Source organism: Plantimonas leprariae, from assembly GCF_008802405.1.
Taxonomy (GTDB): Bacteria; Pseudomonadota; Alphaproteobacteria; order Rhizobiales; family Rhizobiaceae; genus Plantimonas; species Plantimonas leprariae.
Genome location: NZ_VZDO01000004.1, coordinates 31193 through 45044 on the forward strand (window position 1 = coordinate 31193; position 13852 = coordinate 45044).

14 protein-coding genes are annotated in these 13852 nt (G+C 68.4%); 5 read left to right on the forward strand and 9 right to left on the reverse strand.

Going from position 1 to position 13852, the window contains the following annotated elements; translation table 11 throughout:
• Positions 1 to 59: 59 nt before the first annotated feature.
• From F6X38_RS06490 to rpsF, 9 genes are all read right to left on the reverse strand, one after another.
• Positions 60 to 710, reverse strand: a complete 651-nt coding sequence (locus F6X38_RS06490) for a CvpA family protein (RefSeq protein WP_150968805.1) — start codon at positions 708 to 710, stop codon at positions 60 to 62.
• A 110-nt stretch (positions 711 to 820) separates the two neighbouring features.
• The gene (radA, locus tag F6X38_RS06495) at positions 821 to 2233 is read right to left on the reverse strand and encodes a DNA repair protein RadA (protein ID WP_150968806.1); all 1413 of its coding nucleotides are present in this window, start codon (positions 2231 to 2233) and stop codon (positions 821 to 823) included.
• Between the two features lie 59 nt (positions 2234 to 2292).
• Entirely contained in the window at positions 2293 to 3408 is a 1116-nt protein-coding gene (gene alr / locus F6X38_RS06500; protein ID WP_150968807.1) for an alanine racemase, read from the reverse strand.
• A gap of 4 nt (positions 3409 to 3412) precedes the next feature.
• The gene (locus tag F6X38_RS06505) at positions 3413 to 4906 is read right to left on the reverse strand and encodes a replicative DNA helicase (protein ID WP_150968808.1); all 1494 of its coding nucleotides are present in this window, start codon (positions 4904 to 4906) and stop codon (positions 3413 to 3415) included.
• Positions 4907 to 5070: 164 nt separating this feature from the next.
• Positions 5071 to 6339, reverse strand: a complete 1269-nt coding sequence (locus F6X38_RS06510; RefSeq protein WP_150968809.1) for a cyclopropane fatty acid synthase — start codon at positions 6337 to 6339, stop codon at positions 5071 to 5073.
• A 200-nt stretch (positions 6340 to 6539) separates the two neighbouring features.
• Complete coding sequence (rplI, locus tag F6X38_RS06515; RefSeq protein WP_150968810.1) at positions 6540 to 7118, reverse strand: 50S ribosomal protein L9; 579 nt, start codon at positions 7116 to 7118, stop codon at positions 6540 to 6542.
• A gap of 29 nt (positions 7119 to 7147) precedes the next feature.
• Positions 7148 to 8086 (reverse strand): hypothetical protein, encoded by a 939-nt coding sequence (locus F6X38_RS06520; RefSeq protein WP_150968811.1) that lies wholly within the window; start codon positions 8084 to 8086, stop codon positions 7148 to 7150.
• Positions 8087 to 8222: 136 nt separating this feature from the next.
• Entirely contained in the window at positions 8223 to 8471 is a 249-nt protein-coding gene (gene rpsR, locus F6X38_RS06525; protein WP_150968812.1) for a 30S ribosomal protein S18, read from the reverse strand.
• A 6-nt stretch (positions 8472 to 8477) separates the two neighbouring features.
• Positions 8478 to 8915, reverse strand: coding sequence for a 30S ribosomal protein S6 (gene rpsF / locus F6X38_RS06530; RefSeq protein WP_150968813.1), 438 nt, complete (start codon positions 8913 to 8915; stop codon positions 8478 to 8480).
• A 319-nt stretch (positions 8916 to 9234) separates the two neighbouring features.
• Between rpsF and fabD the strand changes: the two genes are divergently transcribed.
• The 5 genes from fabD to mltG all read left to right on the forward strand — a co-directional run bounded on the left by fabD (position 9235) and on the right by mltG (position 13826).
• A complete protein-coding gene (gene fabD / locus F6X38_RS06535) occupies positions 9235 to 10176 on the forward strand; it encodes an ACP S-malonyltransferase (RefSeq protein ID WP_150968814.1) in 942 nt (313 codons plus the stop codon).
• 32 nt (positions 10177 to 10208) lie between these two features.
• Positions 10209 to 10946: a 3-oxoacyl-[acyl-carrier-protein] reductase gene (fabG, locus tag F6X38_RS06540; RefSeq protein ID WP_150968815.1), complete on the forward strand. Its 738-nt coding sequence runs from the start codon at positions 10209 to 10211 to the stop codon at positions 10944 to 10946.
• Between the two features lie 122 nt (positions 10947 to 11068).
• Entirely contained in the window at positions 11069 to 11305 is a 237-nt protein-coding gene (locus tag F6X38_RS06545; protein WP_150968816.1) for an acyl carrier protein, read from the forward strand.
• A gap of 40 nt (positions 11306 to 11345) precedes the next feature.
• Positions 11346 to 12611, forward strand: a complete 1266-nt coding sequence (gene fabF / locus F6X38_RS06550; RefSeq protein WP_150968817.1) for a beta-ketoacyl-ACP synthase II — start codon at positions 11346 to 11348, stop codon at positions 12609 to 12611.
• A 99-nt stretch (positions 12612 to 12710) separates the two neighbouring features.
• Entirely contained in the window at positions 12711 to 13826 is a 1116-nt protein-coding gene (gene mltG / locus F6X38_RS06555) for an endolytic transglycosylase MltG (protein ID WP_246191223.1), read from the forward strand.
• Positions 13827 to 13852 lie beyond the last annotated feature (26 nt).

Below are 13852 nucleotides of genomic sequence, written 5' to 3' on the forward strand. Positions count from 1 at the left end.
TGCCAAGAGCTTCATATAGTCGACATGCCCGCCCGATGCGAGCCGTTTGGAAAAGCCGGTCAGTTCGCGGGGGCCGGGCGCTGCTGCGCATCCGGTTCGTCGGTCGGCGCGTCGCCGGAATTGCCGATGACGCCCTCGATCGTGTTCGGCTCCTGCGCCGGCGCCTCGTTGGGGTTGGCGGGCTCGCTGCCTTCCAGCTTCTCGCGGATGCCCGCGGGGAGGAGTTCCATCGGCTTCTGCGGCACCGCCGCCTCCAGCCGCGCGCCGATATCGTCGAGCATCGGCTTCGACCGGGCGTTCGCCACCCAGGCCGGCTGGCTTTCCGGGGGCGTGAGGAAATTGAACAGCAGCATCGCCACGACGACGAGGAGGACGCCCCGCACCGCGCCGAAGACGAAGCCGAGCATGCGGTCCAGCGCGCCGACGCGGCTGTCGATGATGAAGTCGGCGATGCGCAGCGTGATGAACGAGACGACGATCAGCGTCACCACGAAGACGCCGGCCGCCGCGCCCGCCATCGCGATCTTCTCGTTGTCGACGTACTTCTGCACGTAGGGCGTGACGGGCTGATAGAAGAAGAAGGCCGCGGCGGCGGCCACCGCCCAGGACAGGATGGACAGCACCTCGCGCGAGAAGCCGCGGACCATGGCGAGCAGGGCCGAGATCAGCGTCACGCCGAGAAGGATTCCATCCAGCAGGGTGACGGTCATCCGCGTCCAAGCCTCGTATCGCGCCGGGCGGTCTCCTAGCCGATCGCCCGCGAAGAATTGCCGGACCGCCGAACCCGCGCTCCGCTGCGGCGCGTCATAGGCGGTTTCGCTCAGGAATCATAGTCGAGCGACCTTGCCTCGTCCCGTCGCCGGCCGCTCCCCGCGACGGCCGCGGCGAGGTGCGGCAGGCTCTCGATCTCGTGCGCGACGCCGTCCCGCATGCGCTGTCCGTCGGAAAGCTGCGGCAGCACGGACTGGGCGAAGCCGAGCTTCTCCGCCTCCTTCATGCGCTGCGCCGCGTGCGCCACCGGCCGCACCGCGCCGCTGAGGCTGATCTCGCCGAAATAGACGCAGTCGGGCGGGAGCGCGACGCCTGACAGCGAGGAGACGAGCGCCGCCGCGACGGCGAGGTCCGCCGCCGGCTCGGAGATGCGGTAGCCGCCCGCGACGTTCAGATAGACGTCGTGGCTGCCGAGCCGAACGCCGCAATGCGCCTCCAGCACCGCCAGCACCATCGCCAGGCGCGCCCCGTCCCAACCGACCACGGCGCGGCGCGGCGTGCCGAGCGAGGTCGGCGCGACGAGCGCCTGAATCTCCACCAGAACGGGACGCGTGCCCTCCATGCCGGCGAAGACCGCCGCGCCGGGGGCCTTCGAGTTCCGCTCGCCGAGGAAGAGTTCGGACGGGTTCGCCACCTCGCGAAGCCCGATATCCGACATCTCGAAGACACCGATCTCGTCGGTCGGACCGAAGCGGTTCTTCACCGTGCGCAGGATGCGGAAATGGTGGCCGCCTTCGCCCTCGAAGTAGAGGACGGCATCGACCATGTGCTCGACGACGCGTGGGCCAGCGATCTGCCCGTCCTTCGTCACGTGGCCGACGAGGATCACCGCCGCGCCGGAGGATTTGGCGTAGCGCACCAGCGACTGGACGCCAGAGCGCACCTGCGTGACCGTGCCGGGCGCGGAATCCGCCATGTCGGACCAGAGCGTCTGGATCGAGTCGATGATGACGAGATCCGGCCGCCGCTCCTGCGCGAGCGTCGCGAGGATGTCCTCGACATTGGTCTCGGCCATGAGCTGCACGTCGGTCTCGGCCGCCTGCAGCCGTTGGGCGCGAAGCCGCACCTGCGCGACCGCCTCCTCGCCGGAAACGTAGACGACCTTGTGCCCGGCGCGCGAAAGGCCGGCGGCCGCCTGCATCAGGAGCGTCGACTTGCCGATGCCGGGATCGCCGCCGATCAGGATCGCGGAACCCCGCACGATGCCGCCGCCGGTCGCCCGGTCGAACTCGGCGATGCGCGTGCGAATGCGCGGCGCTTCCTCCAACTCGCCGGAGAGCGGCATGAGCGCCACCGGCTTGCCCTTGCGAAGGCTACCGCGCTGCGGCCCGCCGCCGATGCCGCCGGCCGCATTCTCCTCGACGATCGTGTTCCACTCGCCGCAGGCCTCGCACTTGCCCTGCCAGCGCGAGGTGACGTTGCCACAGTTCTGGCAGACGAAGGTGGATTTCGGCTTTGCCATGATCGTTCGAACCCTATGCGAACCTCAAATGGCATGCGAACAAACAGGAAACAAGCTGCTCACGGCCAGACGCGCGCCACTCTCGCTCCGAGTCCCGTCAGCAACTCATACGGGATCGTCCCGGCGCCGAGCGCCACGCGATCGATGGAGACGTTCGGACCGAAGAATTCGGCGCGGTCGCCGGGCTTCACCGCGCCGTCCGGCAGGTCGGTGACGTCGAGCAACGTCAAGTCCATCGAGATGCGCCCGAGGATCGGTACTGCGCGGCCGGCGATGAAAGCGGCTGGAGGCGGGCGGTTCGCGGGGGCGGGGACGCCCGCGCCGGACGCCATCCGCATCAGCCCGTCCGCGTAGCCGATGCCGACCGTCGCGATGCGCGTGTCGCGCCGCAGCCGGGCTGCCGCGCCGTAGCCGGCGGCTTCGCCGCGGTCCGCGGTGCGGACCTGCAGGACGGCGGCGGTCAAGGACGCGACCGGGGCAAGCCCGAAGCGGCCGTCCGGATCGCCGCCGCCGTAGAGCGCGATGCCGGGACGGTTCAGGTCAAGGCGGAACGGCGCGCCGCGCAGCATGGCGGCGGAGTTCGCCAGCGAGCGCGGCACGCCGGGAAAGAGGTTCGCGAGGAGGTCGAAGATGCCGAGCTGCTGCTCCGCCTGCCCGCCTGCCTCGTCGGCGGAGGCGAGGTGGCTCATCACCAGCTTCAACTTCAGCGCGCCGGTCGCCGTGAGCTCCGCCGCCCGCATCGCGTCGGCGGCGTCGAGGCCGAGCCGGTTCATGCCGGTCTCGAACTGCAGCGCCGCCGGCATGCCGCCGCCGGCCTCGAGCCAGAGCGCGACGTCCTCCGGCGTCGACAGCACCGGCACGAGGCCGGCGTCGCGGATGTCCGAGACGTTGGACGTATCGAGACCCTGCAGCACGAAGATGCGCGCGGGTCTGTCGCCGAGCGATTCGTGCAAGGCGATACCTTCGGTGGCCCACGCGACGAAGAAGTCGCGGCAGCCGGCGTCGAACAGCGTCGACGCGACCCTTGCCGCGCCGAGCCCGTAGCCGTCCGCCTTCACCGCCGCGCCGGTGCGCCCGGCTGGGGAAAGCGCCGCGAGCTTGCGCCAGTTGCCCGCCAGCGCCGCGGCGTCGATCGAAACGCGCGGCATCCGGCCTTCGGTAGTGGCGGCGCTCATCGCTCTATTCGAAGCGTTCCGGCAGGAAGGCGTCCTCGGCGAGGTCGGTGAAGCGCGTGTACTCGGCCTGGAAGGCGAGGGGCACGGTGCCGGTCGGTCCGTGGCGCTGCTTGGCAACGATCACTTCCGCCTTGCCGCGCGCCTCGTTCATCTCGGTCTGCCAGTTCAGGTGCTCCTGCGTGCCGAACTTCGGTTCCTTCGACTGGAGATAATATTCCTCGCGATAGACGAAGAGCACCACGTCGGCGTCCTGTTCGATCGAGCCCGATTCGCGCAGGTCCGAGAGCTGCGGCCGCTTGTCGTCGCGCGACTCGACCTGGCGCGAAAGCTGCGACAGCGCGATGATCGGGACGTTCAGCTCCTTCGCCAGCGCCTTGAGGCCGGTGGTGATCTCGGTGATCTCCTGCACGCGATTGCCGGAGGTCTTGCCCGAGCCCTGCATGAGCTGGACGTAGTCGATCACCATCACGTCGAGGCCGCGCTGGCGCTTGAGGCGCCGCGCCCGTGCCGCGAGCTGCGCGATCGAGATGCCGCCGGTCTGGTCGATGTAGAGCGGCAGGCGCTGCATCATCTCCGAACAGGCGATGAGCTTCACCAGTTCCTGGTCGTTGATCGTGCCGCGCCGGATCTTCGAGGACGAGATCTCGGTCTGCTCCGACATGATGCGCGTCGCGAGCTGCTCGGACGACATTTCGAGGCTGAAGAAGCCGACGACGCCGCCGTTCTTCGCCGTCACCGAGCCGTCGGCCTGCTCCGCCGCCTCGTAGGCGGAGGCGATGTTGAAGGCGATGTTAGTGACGAGCGACGTCTTGCCCATCGCCGGGCGGCCGGCGAGGATGATCAGGTCTGAACGCTGCAGGCCGCCCATTTGCTTGTCCATCCGGGCAAGGCCCGTGGAAATGCCGGACAGGCCGCCGTCGCGGTCCTTGGCGGCGGTCGCCATCTGCACGGCGAGCGTCAGCGCCTCGGTGAAAGGCTGGAAGCCGCCGTCGTAGCGGCCGGTCTCGGCCAGCGCGAAGAGCTGTCGCTCGGCCTCCTCGATCTGATTCTTCGGCTCCATGTCGACCGGCGCGTCGAAGGCGACGTTCACCATGTCCTCGCCGATGCGGATAAGGTTGCGCCGGATCGCCAGGTCGTAGATCGCCCGGCCGTAGTCGTTGGCGTTGATGATGGTGGTGGCTTCCGCCGCGAGGCGGGCGAGATATTGCGCCACCGTGATGTCGCCGACGCGGTCCTGCGCGGCCAGAAACGTCTTGATCGTCACCGGATTGGCGATCTTGCCCATCCGGATCATCTCCGACGTCTTGGCGTAGATCTCCCGGTGCAGCGGCTCGTGGAAGTGATCCGGCTTCAGGTAGTCGTGGACGATGTAGTAGGCGTCGTTGTTGACCAGCATCGCGCCGAGCAGCGCCTGCTCGGCCTCGATATTGTTCGGCACCTCGCGATAGGGTGCAGCCGCATCGCCGCCGTGCAGCCTGAGCACCGTCGCTTCCGCCATGGCCGCACCCCCGATCCGATCGCTCGAAGGGCGACCTTAGCGGAGAGCCGTTACCGAATCCAAGCTGCGCGAAGCTGGCGCGAGGAAAGTTTTCTTATCGCCGCTCTCGATCGCACAGCGTGTGAGACAGCTGTGGATAAGTGCGTGGATCATCCCGAATGCGGCTATTCCGCCGCGTGCCGCCGGTCGTTCGCGAGGCAAAGCGCCGATTCGCGTTCGCGCAGACCATGCTCCGCCGCGGCGATGTAGTCGCGGGTGATCGGCACGACGCCATGGCGCTTCACGAGCTGGAACTGGAAGACGTTGAGGTCCCACATCCGGAACGACGCTTCCGAGCCGGCGAGATAGAATTCCCACATGCGGCAGAAGCGTTCGTCGTAGATCGCCTTCGCCTCCTCGCGATGCGCGAGGAAGCGCTCGCGCCAGGCCTTCAGCGTCTCGGCGTAGTGGATGCGCAGGATCTCCACGTCCGCCACCATCAGCCCCGCGCGCTCGATCGCCGGCGTCATCTCCGACAGGGTCGGCAGGTAGCCGCCGGGAAAGATGTACTTGGCGATGAAGCTGTTGGTGTTTCGCGGCGGCGAGGAATGGCCGATCGTGTGGAGCAGCATCACGCCGTCGCGATCGAGCAGCCGCGCCGCTTGGCCGAAGAACTCGTCGTAGCGGTCGAGCCCGACATGCTCGAACATCCCGACCGAGACGATCCGGTCGAACGGGCCGGCGGCCTTGCGATAGTCAAGGAGCTGGAAGTCCGCGCGACGCGACAGGCCTTGCGCGGCCGCCCGCTCGACCGCGATCGCGTGCTGCTCGGTGGAGAGCGTCACGCCCGTCACCTTCGCATCCGCGAGGGAGGCGAGGTAGAGGCCGAGACCACCCCAGCCGCAGCCGATATCGAGCACGGACAGGTCCGGCCGGTCGAGCACCAGCTTCGCCGCGATGTGCCGCTTCTTGGCGAGCTGCGCCTCCTCGATCGTCATGTCCGGCCGCTCGAAATAGGCGCAGGAATACTGCCGGTCCGCATCGAGGAACAGCGAATAGAACTCGGACGACAGGTCGTAGTGGTGATGGACGTTGCGGCGCGCCCGCGTGAGGTTGTTGTTCTGCGCCAGCCGGCGGACGAGCAGCCGCGCGCTCTCGATCGCGCGCATCCAGGCCGTGTCCCAGCGCGGGTCGGCGGAGTTCGCCGCGGCGAGGTGCAGGAGGTCGTAGACCGAGCCTTCGACGATGTCGAAGCCGCCCTCCATGAAGCATTCGCCGAGCTTCAGCGAAGGGTTCGCCGCGAGCGCGCGCTCGGCCGCCGGGCTGTTGAAGCGAAGATGGACGCTGGGGCTGCCGCCGGATCCGAACCTGTGCACCCTGCCGCCGGAATCCGTGACGGTAAGGCTGCCTTGCTGGGTGAAACGGCTCAGGAAATAGGAAAGGACCCTGTTCATCGCGTGTACTCCGCACTCGACCTATCGCTCGCGGCGCTGATCTCGCGGCAGACGGCCTGCACATTCGGCGGTTATTGAACCCCTCGGAAAGTGATAAGGCGCGAGTTTTCGAAGACAAGCTCCGGTTTGCTTGGATCACAACAAATGGCCCCGGCGCCGACGCGCCGAGGCCATGTTTCGAACGCAAATGAAGCTGGGTTTCAGGCCTCGGGGCCTTCGCGCTCGTCGGTGTCCTCGGCGAGTTCGACCGCCTCGAACTCTTCTTCCTCGTCGCGGCCGTAGATCGCTTCGGCGGAGGTGAGACTTTCGCCCTGCGCCTGCCGGTCGGCCTCGTCCTGCGAGCGCGCGACGTTGAAGTCGACTTCGAGTTCGACTTCCGGATGGAGCGACAGGAGCACGCTGTGGATGCCGATCGTCTTGATCGGCTGCTTCATCTGGGCGACGCCGCGGCCGACCTTGATGCCCTCGGCGTTCAGGAGATCGGAAACGTCGCGGGCGGAGACCGAGCCGTAGAGCTGGCCGGTCTCGCCGGCCGAGCGCACGATCACAAAGGTCTTGCCGCGAAGCTGGCCGGCGATCTGGAACGCCTGCTGCTTGCGCTCCTCGTTGCGGGCGACGAGATCTGCCTTCTGCGACTCGAACTTCTGACGGTTGGCCTCGTTGGCGCGCAGCGCCCGGCCGGTCGGCAGCAGGTAGTTGCGCGCGAATCCGTCCTTGACGCGCACGGTGTCGCCCATCTGCCCGAGCCGGGCGATGCGTTCGAGGAGAATGACTTCCATGGGATTGTTCCTTTCGAGGTTGAGGACGATCAGTTGATCGATGGCGGCGCGGGCCGCCGTTTCGCCGTCTCGCTGAGGCCAAGCACGGTGGCCACGACGAGGGGGAAGGTGAGGAAGAGGATCGACATGTAGAGGGCGAACAGGATCAGCCCGCGCGAGCGCGTGGCGCGCGTCATCCGGTGGATCGCGGCGAGCCCGGACAGCGTGAACGCCATGCCGAGGCTGCCGGTCGCGACCGCGCCGATCATCCCGACCGCGCCGGGCGCGAAGCTCGCGGCGAGGGCGAGGCCGAAGAGCGGCAGCGCCAGCTTCGGCAAGGATCCCGCGGTCGCCGGAATGTCGTCGCGCGGGCGCGCCAGCTTGCCGGACAGCCGGGTGATCGCCCCGCCGAGATAGAGGCTGGTCGCCAGCACCAGCGTCAGGAGCGCCGGCTGGAGGAAGGGTATGATGCGGACGACCTGCCGGGCGAACTCCTGCAACTGCGTCCGCGCCGCCTCGTTCTCGCCGACCTGCGAGGCGAACATCTCGCCGAGCTCGTTGCCGACCGCCACCGGATCGTAGCCGACCAACCAGCCGGTGAAGGTGCAGGCGAGTATCGCGACGAGCGCGATGCCGAGGAGGATGCGGGGAACCGGGAACCAGTCGAGCGCCGGATTGCCCGCCGCGTCGCTCGCGACCGGCCGGGCGAGGCCGGCGATGTGCCCGACGACGGCCGCCGGCAGCGCGATCGAGGCGAAGAGCAGCGCGCCGCTCATCGTCGAGCCCGTCACGACGCCGAGACCGCCGCCGGCGGCGAGCGCCGCGAGAAAACCGATCGGGCTGCCCCAGCCGAGGCTGGCGATGATGATCGGCAGCGGCGCCGCGAGCGACAGGAAGATCGCCAGCGAGGACTGCACGACGACGCCCGCGAAGAGCAGCGCGGTGGCGAAGCCTGCCAGAAGGCCGATCAGGATGGCGGAAGGGCGCATGCGGTCGGGTCGCTGTCCTGCTTGGGGCAGTTAGGAACGCCGTTCGCGTCCCAGCTTGGCGGAAAGGTCGAGGGTCGCTCCGGTGCCGGCGGAGCGAACGGGCGGCGCGCTCAGGAAAAGCGCGCCGCCGCGTGGCTTACTTCAGGACGTAGGGCAGGAGGCCGAGGAAGCGGGCGCGCTTGATCGCCTGGGCGAGGGCGCGCTGGTTCTTCTGCGAGACCGCCGTGATGCGGGACGGCACGATCTTGCCGCGCTCCGAGATGTAGCGCTGCAGGAGGCGGACGTCCTTGTAGTCGATCTTCGGGGCGTCGCTCGCCGCGAAGGGATCGGACTTGCGGCGGCGGTGGAACGGCCGGCGCGTCGGGATCTGGGAGATGTCGACCATGGGTGCTTACTCTCCCTCGAACGGGCGCTCGCGGCGCGGGCCGCGGTCCTCGCGGTCGCCACGCGGCGGGCGGTCGTCGCGGTCGCGGCGCGGGCCGCGGTCGTCGCGGCGCGGACGGTCGTCGCGCTTCTGCATCATCACCGAAGGCGCGTCGTCATGGCCGTCGACCTTGATCGTGATGTAGCGGAGCACGTCCTCGTTGAAGCGCATCTGGCGCTCCATCTCCTGCACCGCCGTCGCCGGAGCGTCGATGTTCAGGAGGGTGTAGTAGGCCTTCCGGTTCTTCTTGATCCGGTAGGAGAGGGTCTTCAGACCCCAGTTCTCGACCTTGCCGATAGAGCCGCCGTTCCCTTCGATCACGCCGCGGAACGAGTCCACGAGCTGATCGACCTGCTGGCCGCTGATATCCTGGCGGGCGAGAAACACGTGCTCGTAGAGAGCCATGGCGCTTCGCCTTTCCGTTCGATTTTCGTCGCGTCCTGCCCGGAACAGCGGCTAAGCCTCTGCGACTCTCCATATCGGAAAGGCGCGTCGTTTCGGACGGTCGAGAGCGGGGACACGGGAAGCGGACACGCCCGGAGGCGCGACCTCATGCCGGCGAGCCGGCATCTTCCGTTCAGCCCCCGGCTTGTCGCCGGGCAATGACGGATGGGCCGATACGCGATAGCGCCCGAAAAGGCAAGCCGCCGGCCGGCTTTCACCTTGACACGCAAGGCGGATATGCATTCAACGCGCCAACTTTCGCCGCGGGAGGGCGCATCGGATGAGCTTCGCGTTGGTGTTTCCCGGACAGGGAAGCCAGACCGTCGGCATGGGCCGGGCGCTGCGCGACGCCTTTCCGAAAAGCCGCGCCGTGTTCGAAGAGGTCGACGAGGCGCTGGGCCAGAAGCTTTCCGACATCATCTTCGACGGGCCGGAGGACCGGCTCACCCTGACCAGCAACGCCCAGCCGGCGATCATGGCAGCGTCGCTCGCGGCGCTCCGTGCCATGGAGGCGCGCGGTTTCGACGTGACGCGCGCCGCCTTCGTCGCCGGTCATTCGCTCGGCGAATATTCGGCGCTCGCGGCAGCGGGAGCGATGACGGTCGGCGAGACGGCGCGGCTGCTGCGCATCCGCGGCGACGCGATGCAGCGGGCGGTGCCGGCCGGCGAGGGCGCGATGGCCGCGATCCTCGGGTTGGAGCCGGACGCGGTGGCGGACCTTTGTAGGGAAGCGGAGGCCGGCGGCGGAGTCTGCCGGCCGGCCAACGACAACGGCGGCGGCCAGATCGTCATCTCCGGCAGCGCCGAGGCGGTCGGCCGCGCGGTGGCGCTGGCGCCCGAACGCGGCGCCAAGCGCGCGATCCCACTTGCCGTATCCGCTCCCTTCCATTGCAGCCTGATGGCACCGGCCGCCGATGCGATGGCGGAGGCGCTCCGCGCAGCCGACCTTCGCAGCCCCCGCGTGCCGCTCGTCGCGAACGTCACGGCCTCGCCGCTGGAGGACGATTCGGAAATCCGCGAACGGCTGGTCGCGCAGGTGACAGGGCAGGTGCGCTGGCGCGAATCGGTGGAGTTCATGGCGCGCGCCGGCGTCGACCGGCTGGTCGAGATCGGCAACGGCAAGGTGCTGGCGGGCCTCGCCAAGCGCATCGACCGCTCGCTCGGCACGGTGAACGTCGGCACGCCGGACGAAGTCGAGGCGGCGGTCGCCGCACTCGCCTGACCGGCGCTCGCGAAACCCGAGAAGGAGAAGCCATGTTCGATCTCAGCGGCCGCAAGGCCCTCGTGACGGGCGCCAGCGGCGGTATCGGCGAAGCGATCGCGAGGAGCCTTCATGCGGCCGGCTCGACGGTGGGCCTCCACGGCACGCGGCGCGAGAAGCTGGAGGAACTGGCGGCGGCGCTCGGCGAGCGGGCGCACGTCTTCCCCGCCGATCTCGGCAGCCGGGAGGAGCAGACGGCGCTCGGCGAAGCGGCCGACAAGGCGATGGACGGCGTCGACATCCTCGTCAACAACGCCGGCATCACCAAGGACGGCCTGTTCGTCCGCATGGCCGACGCCGACTGGGACCGGGTGATCGAGGTCGACCTGACCAGCGCGATGCGCCTCACCCGCACGCTGACGCATTCGATGATGCGCCGCCGCTTCGGCCGCATCGTCAATATCACCTCCGTCGTCGCCGTGACCGGCAATCCGGGGCAGGCGAACTACTGCGCCGCGAAGGCCGGCATGATCGGCTTCACCAAGTCGCTGGCGGGGGAGATCGCGTCGCGCAACGTCACGGTGAACTGCATCGCGCCCGGCTTCATCGAGAGCGCCATGACGGACAAGCTGAACGACAAGCAGAAAGAGGCGATCATGGGAGCGATCCCGATGCGCCGCATGGGTTCCGGCGCGGAGATCGCGGCGGCGGCCGTGTTCCTCGCTTCGAACGAGGCCGCCTACGTCACCGGGCAGACGATCCACGTCAACGGCGGCATGGCGATGATCTGAACGATCGGGGTCGACACCCGAAATCTGCCGCAATCGGGTCGCCCGCCGATCCGCAACGCTTGATCTCATCGGTTCGCGCGTCTAGTCAGGGCTTCGAACCGTCTCCCAAACGAGGAATACACATGAGCGATGTCGCTGAACGCGTGAAGAAGATCGTGGTCGAGCACCTCGGCGTCGAGCCGGAAAAGGTGACCGAGAACGCGAGCTTCATCGACGATCTTGGCGCGGACAGCCTGGATACGGTCGAACTCGTGATGGCGTTCGAGGAGGAGTTCGGCGTCGAGATCCCGGACGACGCGGCCGAGACGATCCTGACCGTCGGCGACGCGGTCAAGTTCATCGAGAAGAACCAGTCCTGACCGCTTTGCAGGCGTAAGGTCGAAGGCGATCGGGAGCGTGATGAGACGAGTCGTCATCACCGGCGTCGGGGTGGTCAGCCCCCTCGGTGCCGGAGCCGGAATCACCTGGTCCCGGCTGCTCGCCGGCCGCAGCGGCGCGCGCAAGGTCGAGAGCTTCGAGGTCTCCGACCTGCCTTGCCAGATCGCCTGCGAGATCCCGCGGGGCGACGGTTCCGACGGCACCTTCAATCCCGACCAGTGGATGGAGCCGAAGGAACAGCGCAAGGTCGACGACTTCATCATCTACGCGGTGGCGGCGGCGGCGGAAGCGCTGGACGACGCCGACTGGCATCCGGACTCCTACGAGGACCAGTGCGCCACCGGCGTCCTGATCGGCTCCGGCATCGGCGGTCTTCAGGGCATCCAGGAAACCTCGCTGGCGCTGGACGCCAAAGGGCCGCGACGCGTCAGCCCGTTCTTCATCCCCGGCAGCCTGATCAACCTCGCCTCGGGCCAGGTCTCGATCCGCAACAAGCTGAAGGGGCCGAACTCCTCGGTCGTGACCGCCTGCTCGACGGGCGCGCACGCCATCGGCGACGCGTCGCGCATGATCATGCTCGGCGATGCCGAGGTGATGGTGGCGGGCGGGGCGGAATCGCCGGTCTGCCGCATCGCGCTCGCCGGCTTCGCCGCCTGTAAGGCGCTGTCGACCCATTTCAACGATCAGCCGACCAAGGGTTCGCGCCCCTACGACCGCGACCGCGACGGCTTCGTGATGGGCGAGGGCGCCGGCGTCGTCGTCTTGGAGGAACTCGAACACGCCAAGGCGCGCGGCGCGAAGATCTATGCCGAGGTGATCGGCTACGGCCTGTCCGGCGACGCTTATCACATCACCGCACCGTCCGAGGACGGCGACGGCGCCTATCGCTGCATGAAGGCGGCGCTGAAGAGGGCCGGGATCGAGCCGCATCAGATCGACTACATCAACGCGCACGGCACCTCGACGCCGCTCGGCGACGAGATCGAACTGCGCGCCATCGAGCGGATGCTCGGCGACGCGGCGGAAGGGCGGCTGATGTCGTCGACGAAGTCGGCGATCGGGCACCTGCTCGGCGCGGCTGGGTCGGTGGAGGCGATCTTCTGTGCGCTCGCGATCCGCGATCAGGTCGTGCCGCCGACGCTCAACCTCGACAACTGCTCGGTCGAGACCCGGATCGACCTCGTGCCGCACCAGAAGCGCGCGACGAAGGTCGACGTCGCGCTGTCGAACTCCTTCGGCTTCGGCGGCACGAACGCTTCGCTCGTCCTGCGCCGCTACGCGGAGTAGGCGCGGACGAGGTCGCCCGGTCTTTCGCCACAATGAAAATCTAGTGCGGGGCGGGTGCGTCGACGGGGCGGACGCCGGGAAGCCATTCGGGGAGCGGCGTTGAGCGACGAACGAGGGACCGAGGGGCCGGACGAGCGCCGCATCCGAAAGGCGGCACGACGATCCCGCGGGGCGCGAAGCCGCGTCGTGGTCCTGTTCAACTTCCTCCTGTCCGGCGCTCTGGTCGCCTGCCTCGCGGTGGTCGCCGTGGTGCTCTGGGGCCGCTCCGAATTCGAGGGACCGGGTCCCCTGACGGCCGCGACGACGGTGGTGATCCCGAAGAACACAAGCCTCGAATCGATCGCCGGCAACCTCCAGCGCGAAGGCGTCATCTCGAACGCCCGCATCTTCGAATACGGTGCGCGCGTCACGAAGACGGCCGCCAAGCTGAAGGCCGGCGAGTACGGCTTCGATCCCGGCGTCTCGATGCGTGGCGTCCTCGACAAGCTGGCGAGCGGCGAGTCGATCATGCATTCGGTGACGGTGCCCGAAGGCTGGACGGTACGCCAAGTCTTCGACCGTGTCGCCGGCGAAGAGGTGCTGGCTGGCGACATGCCGCCGATGCCGGCGGAAGGCTCGCTGCGCCCGGATACCTACCGCGTCCAGCGCGGCATGCAGCGCGCCGAACTGATCCGCCAGATGCAAGAAGCTCAGACCGAGCTCGTGCAGCAGATCTGGGCCGGCCGCTCGAAGGACGTGAACCTCCGCGATATCGGCCAGTTCGTGACGCTCGCTTCGATCGTCGAGAAGGAGACCGGCAAGCCCGAGGAGCGGCCGCTCGTCGCCTCCGTCTTCCTGAACCGGCTGAAGAAGGGCATGCGCCTCCAGTCCGATCCGACGATCATCTACGCCGTCTGGGGCGGCGCGGGGAAACCGCCGGACGAGCCGATCCGCCAGTCGCATATCCGCAACGACAGCCCCTACAACACCTACGTCGCGAAGGGATTGCCGCCGGGGCCGATCGCCTGCCCGGGACGCGCGGCGCTGGAGGCGGTCGCCAACCCCGCCGCGTCGAAGGACGTCTACTTCGTCGCGGACGGCGACGGCGGGCACGTCTTCGCCTCGACGCTGGAAGACCACAACGCCAACGTCCGACGCTATCGCGAGATCGAGAAGCAGCGGAACCTGCCGGTGCCACCCACCGTCGGTCTGGACGATCAGGCGCTCGCTCAGTAAGGCATGGAAACGCCGCGCGGGGCGGC

What these genes read in the sequence shown, in the direction of transcription:
- F6X38_RS06490 (WP_150968805.1), bottom strand. Translation starts at nt 710, where the DNA reads ATGACCGTCACCCTGCTGGATGGAATCCTTCTCGGCGTGACGCTGATC.
- rpsF (WP_150968813.1), bottom strand. Translation starts at nt 8,915, where the DNA reads ATGGCTCTCTACGAGCACGTGTTTCTCGCCCGCCAGGATATCAGCGGC.
- fabF (WP_150968817.1), top strand. Translation starts at nt 11,346, where the DNA reads ATGAGACGAGTCGTCATCACCGGCGTCGGGGTGGTCAGCCCCCTCGGT.
- alr (WP_150968807.1), bottom strand. Translation starts at nt 3,408, where the DNA reads ATGAGCGCCGCCACTACCGAAGGCCGGATGCCGCGCGTTTCGATCGAC.
- F6X38_RS06545 (WP_150968816.1), top strand. Translation starts at nt 11,069, where the DNA reads ATGAGCGATGTCGCTGAACGCGTGAAGAAGATCGTGGTCGAGCACCTC.
- F6X38_RS06510 (WP_150968809.1), bottom strand. Translation starts at nt 6,339, where the DNA reads ATGAACAGGGTCCTTTCCTATTTCCTGAGCCGTTTCACCCAGCAAGGC.
- F6X38_RS06505 (WP_150968808.1), bottom strand. Translation starts at nt 4,906, where the DNA reads ATGGCGGAAGCGACGGTGCTCAGGCTGCACGGCGGCGATGCGGCTGCA.
- F6X38_RS06520 (WP_150968811.1), bottom strand. Translation starts at nt 8,086, where the DNA reads ATGCGCCCTTCCGCCATCCTGATCGGCCTTCTGGCAGGCTTCGCCACC.
- fabD (WP_150968814.1), top strand. Translation starts at nt 9,235, where the DNA reads ATGAGCTTCGCGTTGGTGTTTCCCGGACAGGGAAGCCAGACCGTCGGC.
- fabG (WP_150968815.1), top strand. Translation starts at nt 10,209, where the DNA reads ATGTTCGATCTCAGCGGCCGCAAGGCCCTCGTGACGGGCGCCAGCGGC.
- radA (WP_150968806.1), bottom strand. Translation starts at nt 2,233, where the DNA reads ATGGCAAAGCCGAAATCCACCTTCGTCTGCCAGAACTGTGGCAACGTC.
- rplI (WP_150968810.1), bottom strand. Translation starts at nt 7,118, where the DNA reads ATGGAAGTCATTCTCCTCGAACGCATCGCCCGGCTCGGGCAGATGGGC.
- rpsR (WP_150968812.1), bottom strand. Translation starts at nt 8,471, where the DNA reads ATGGTCGACATCTCCCAGATCCCGACGCGCCGGCCGTTCCACCGCCGC.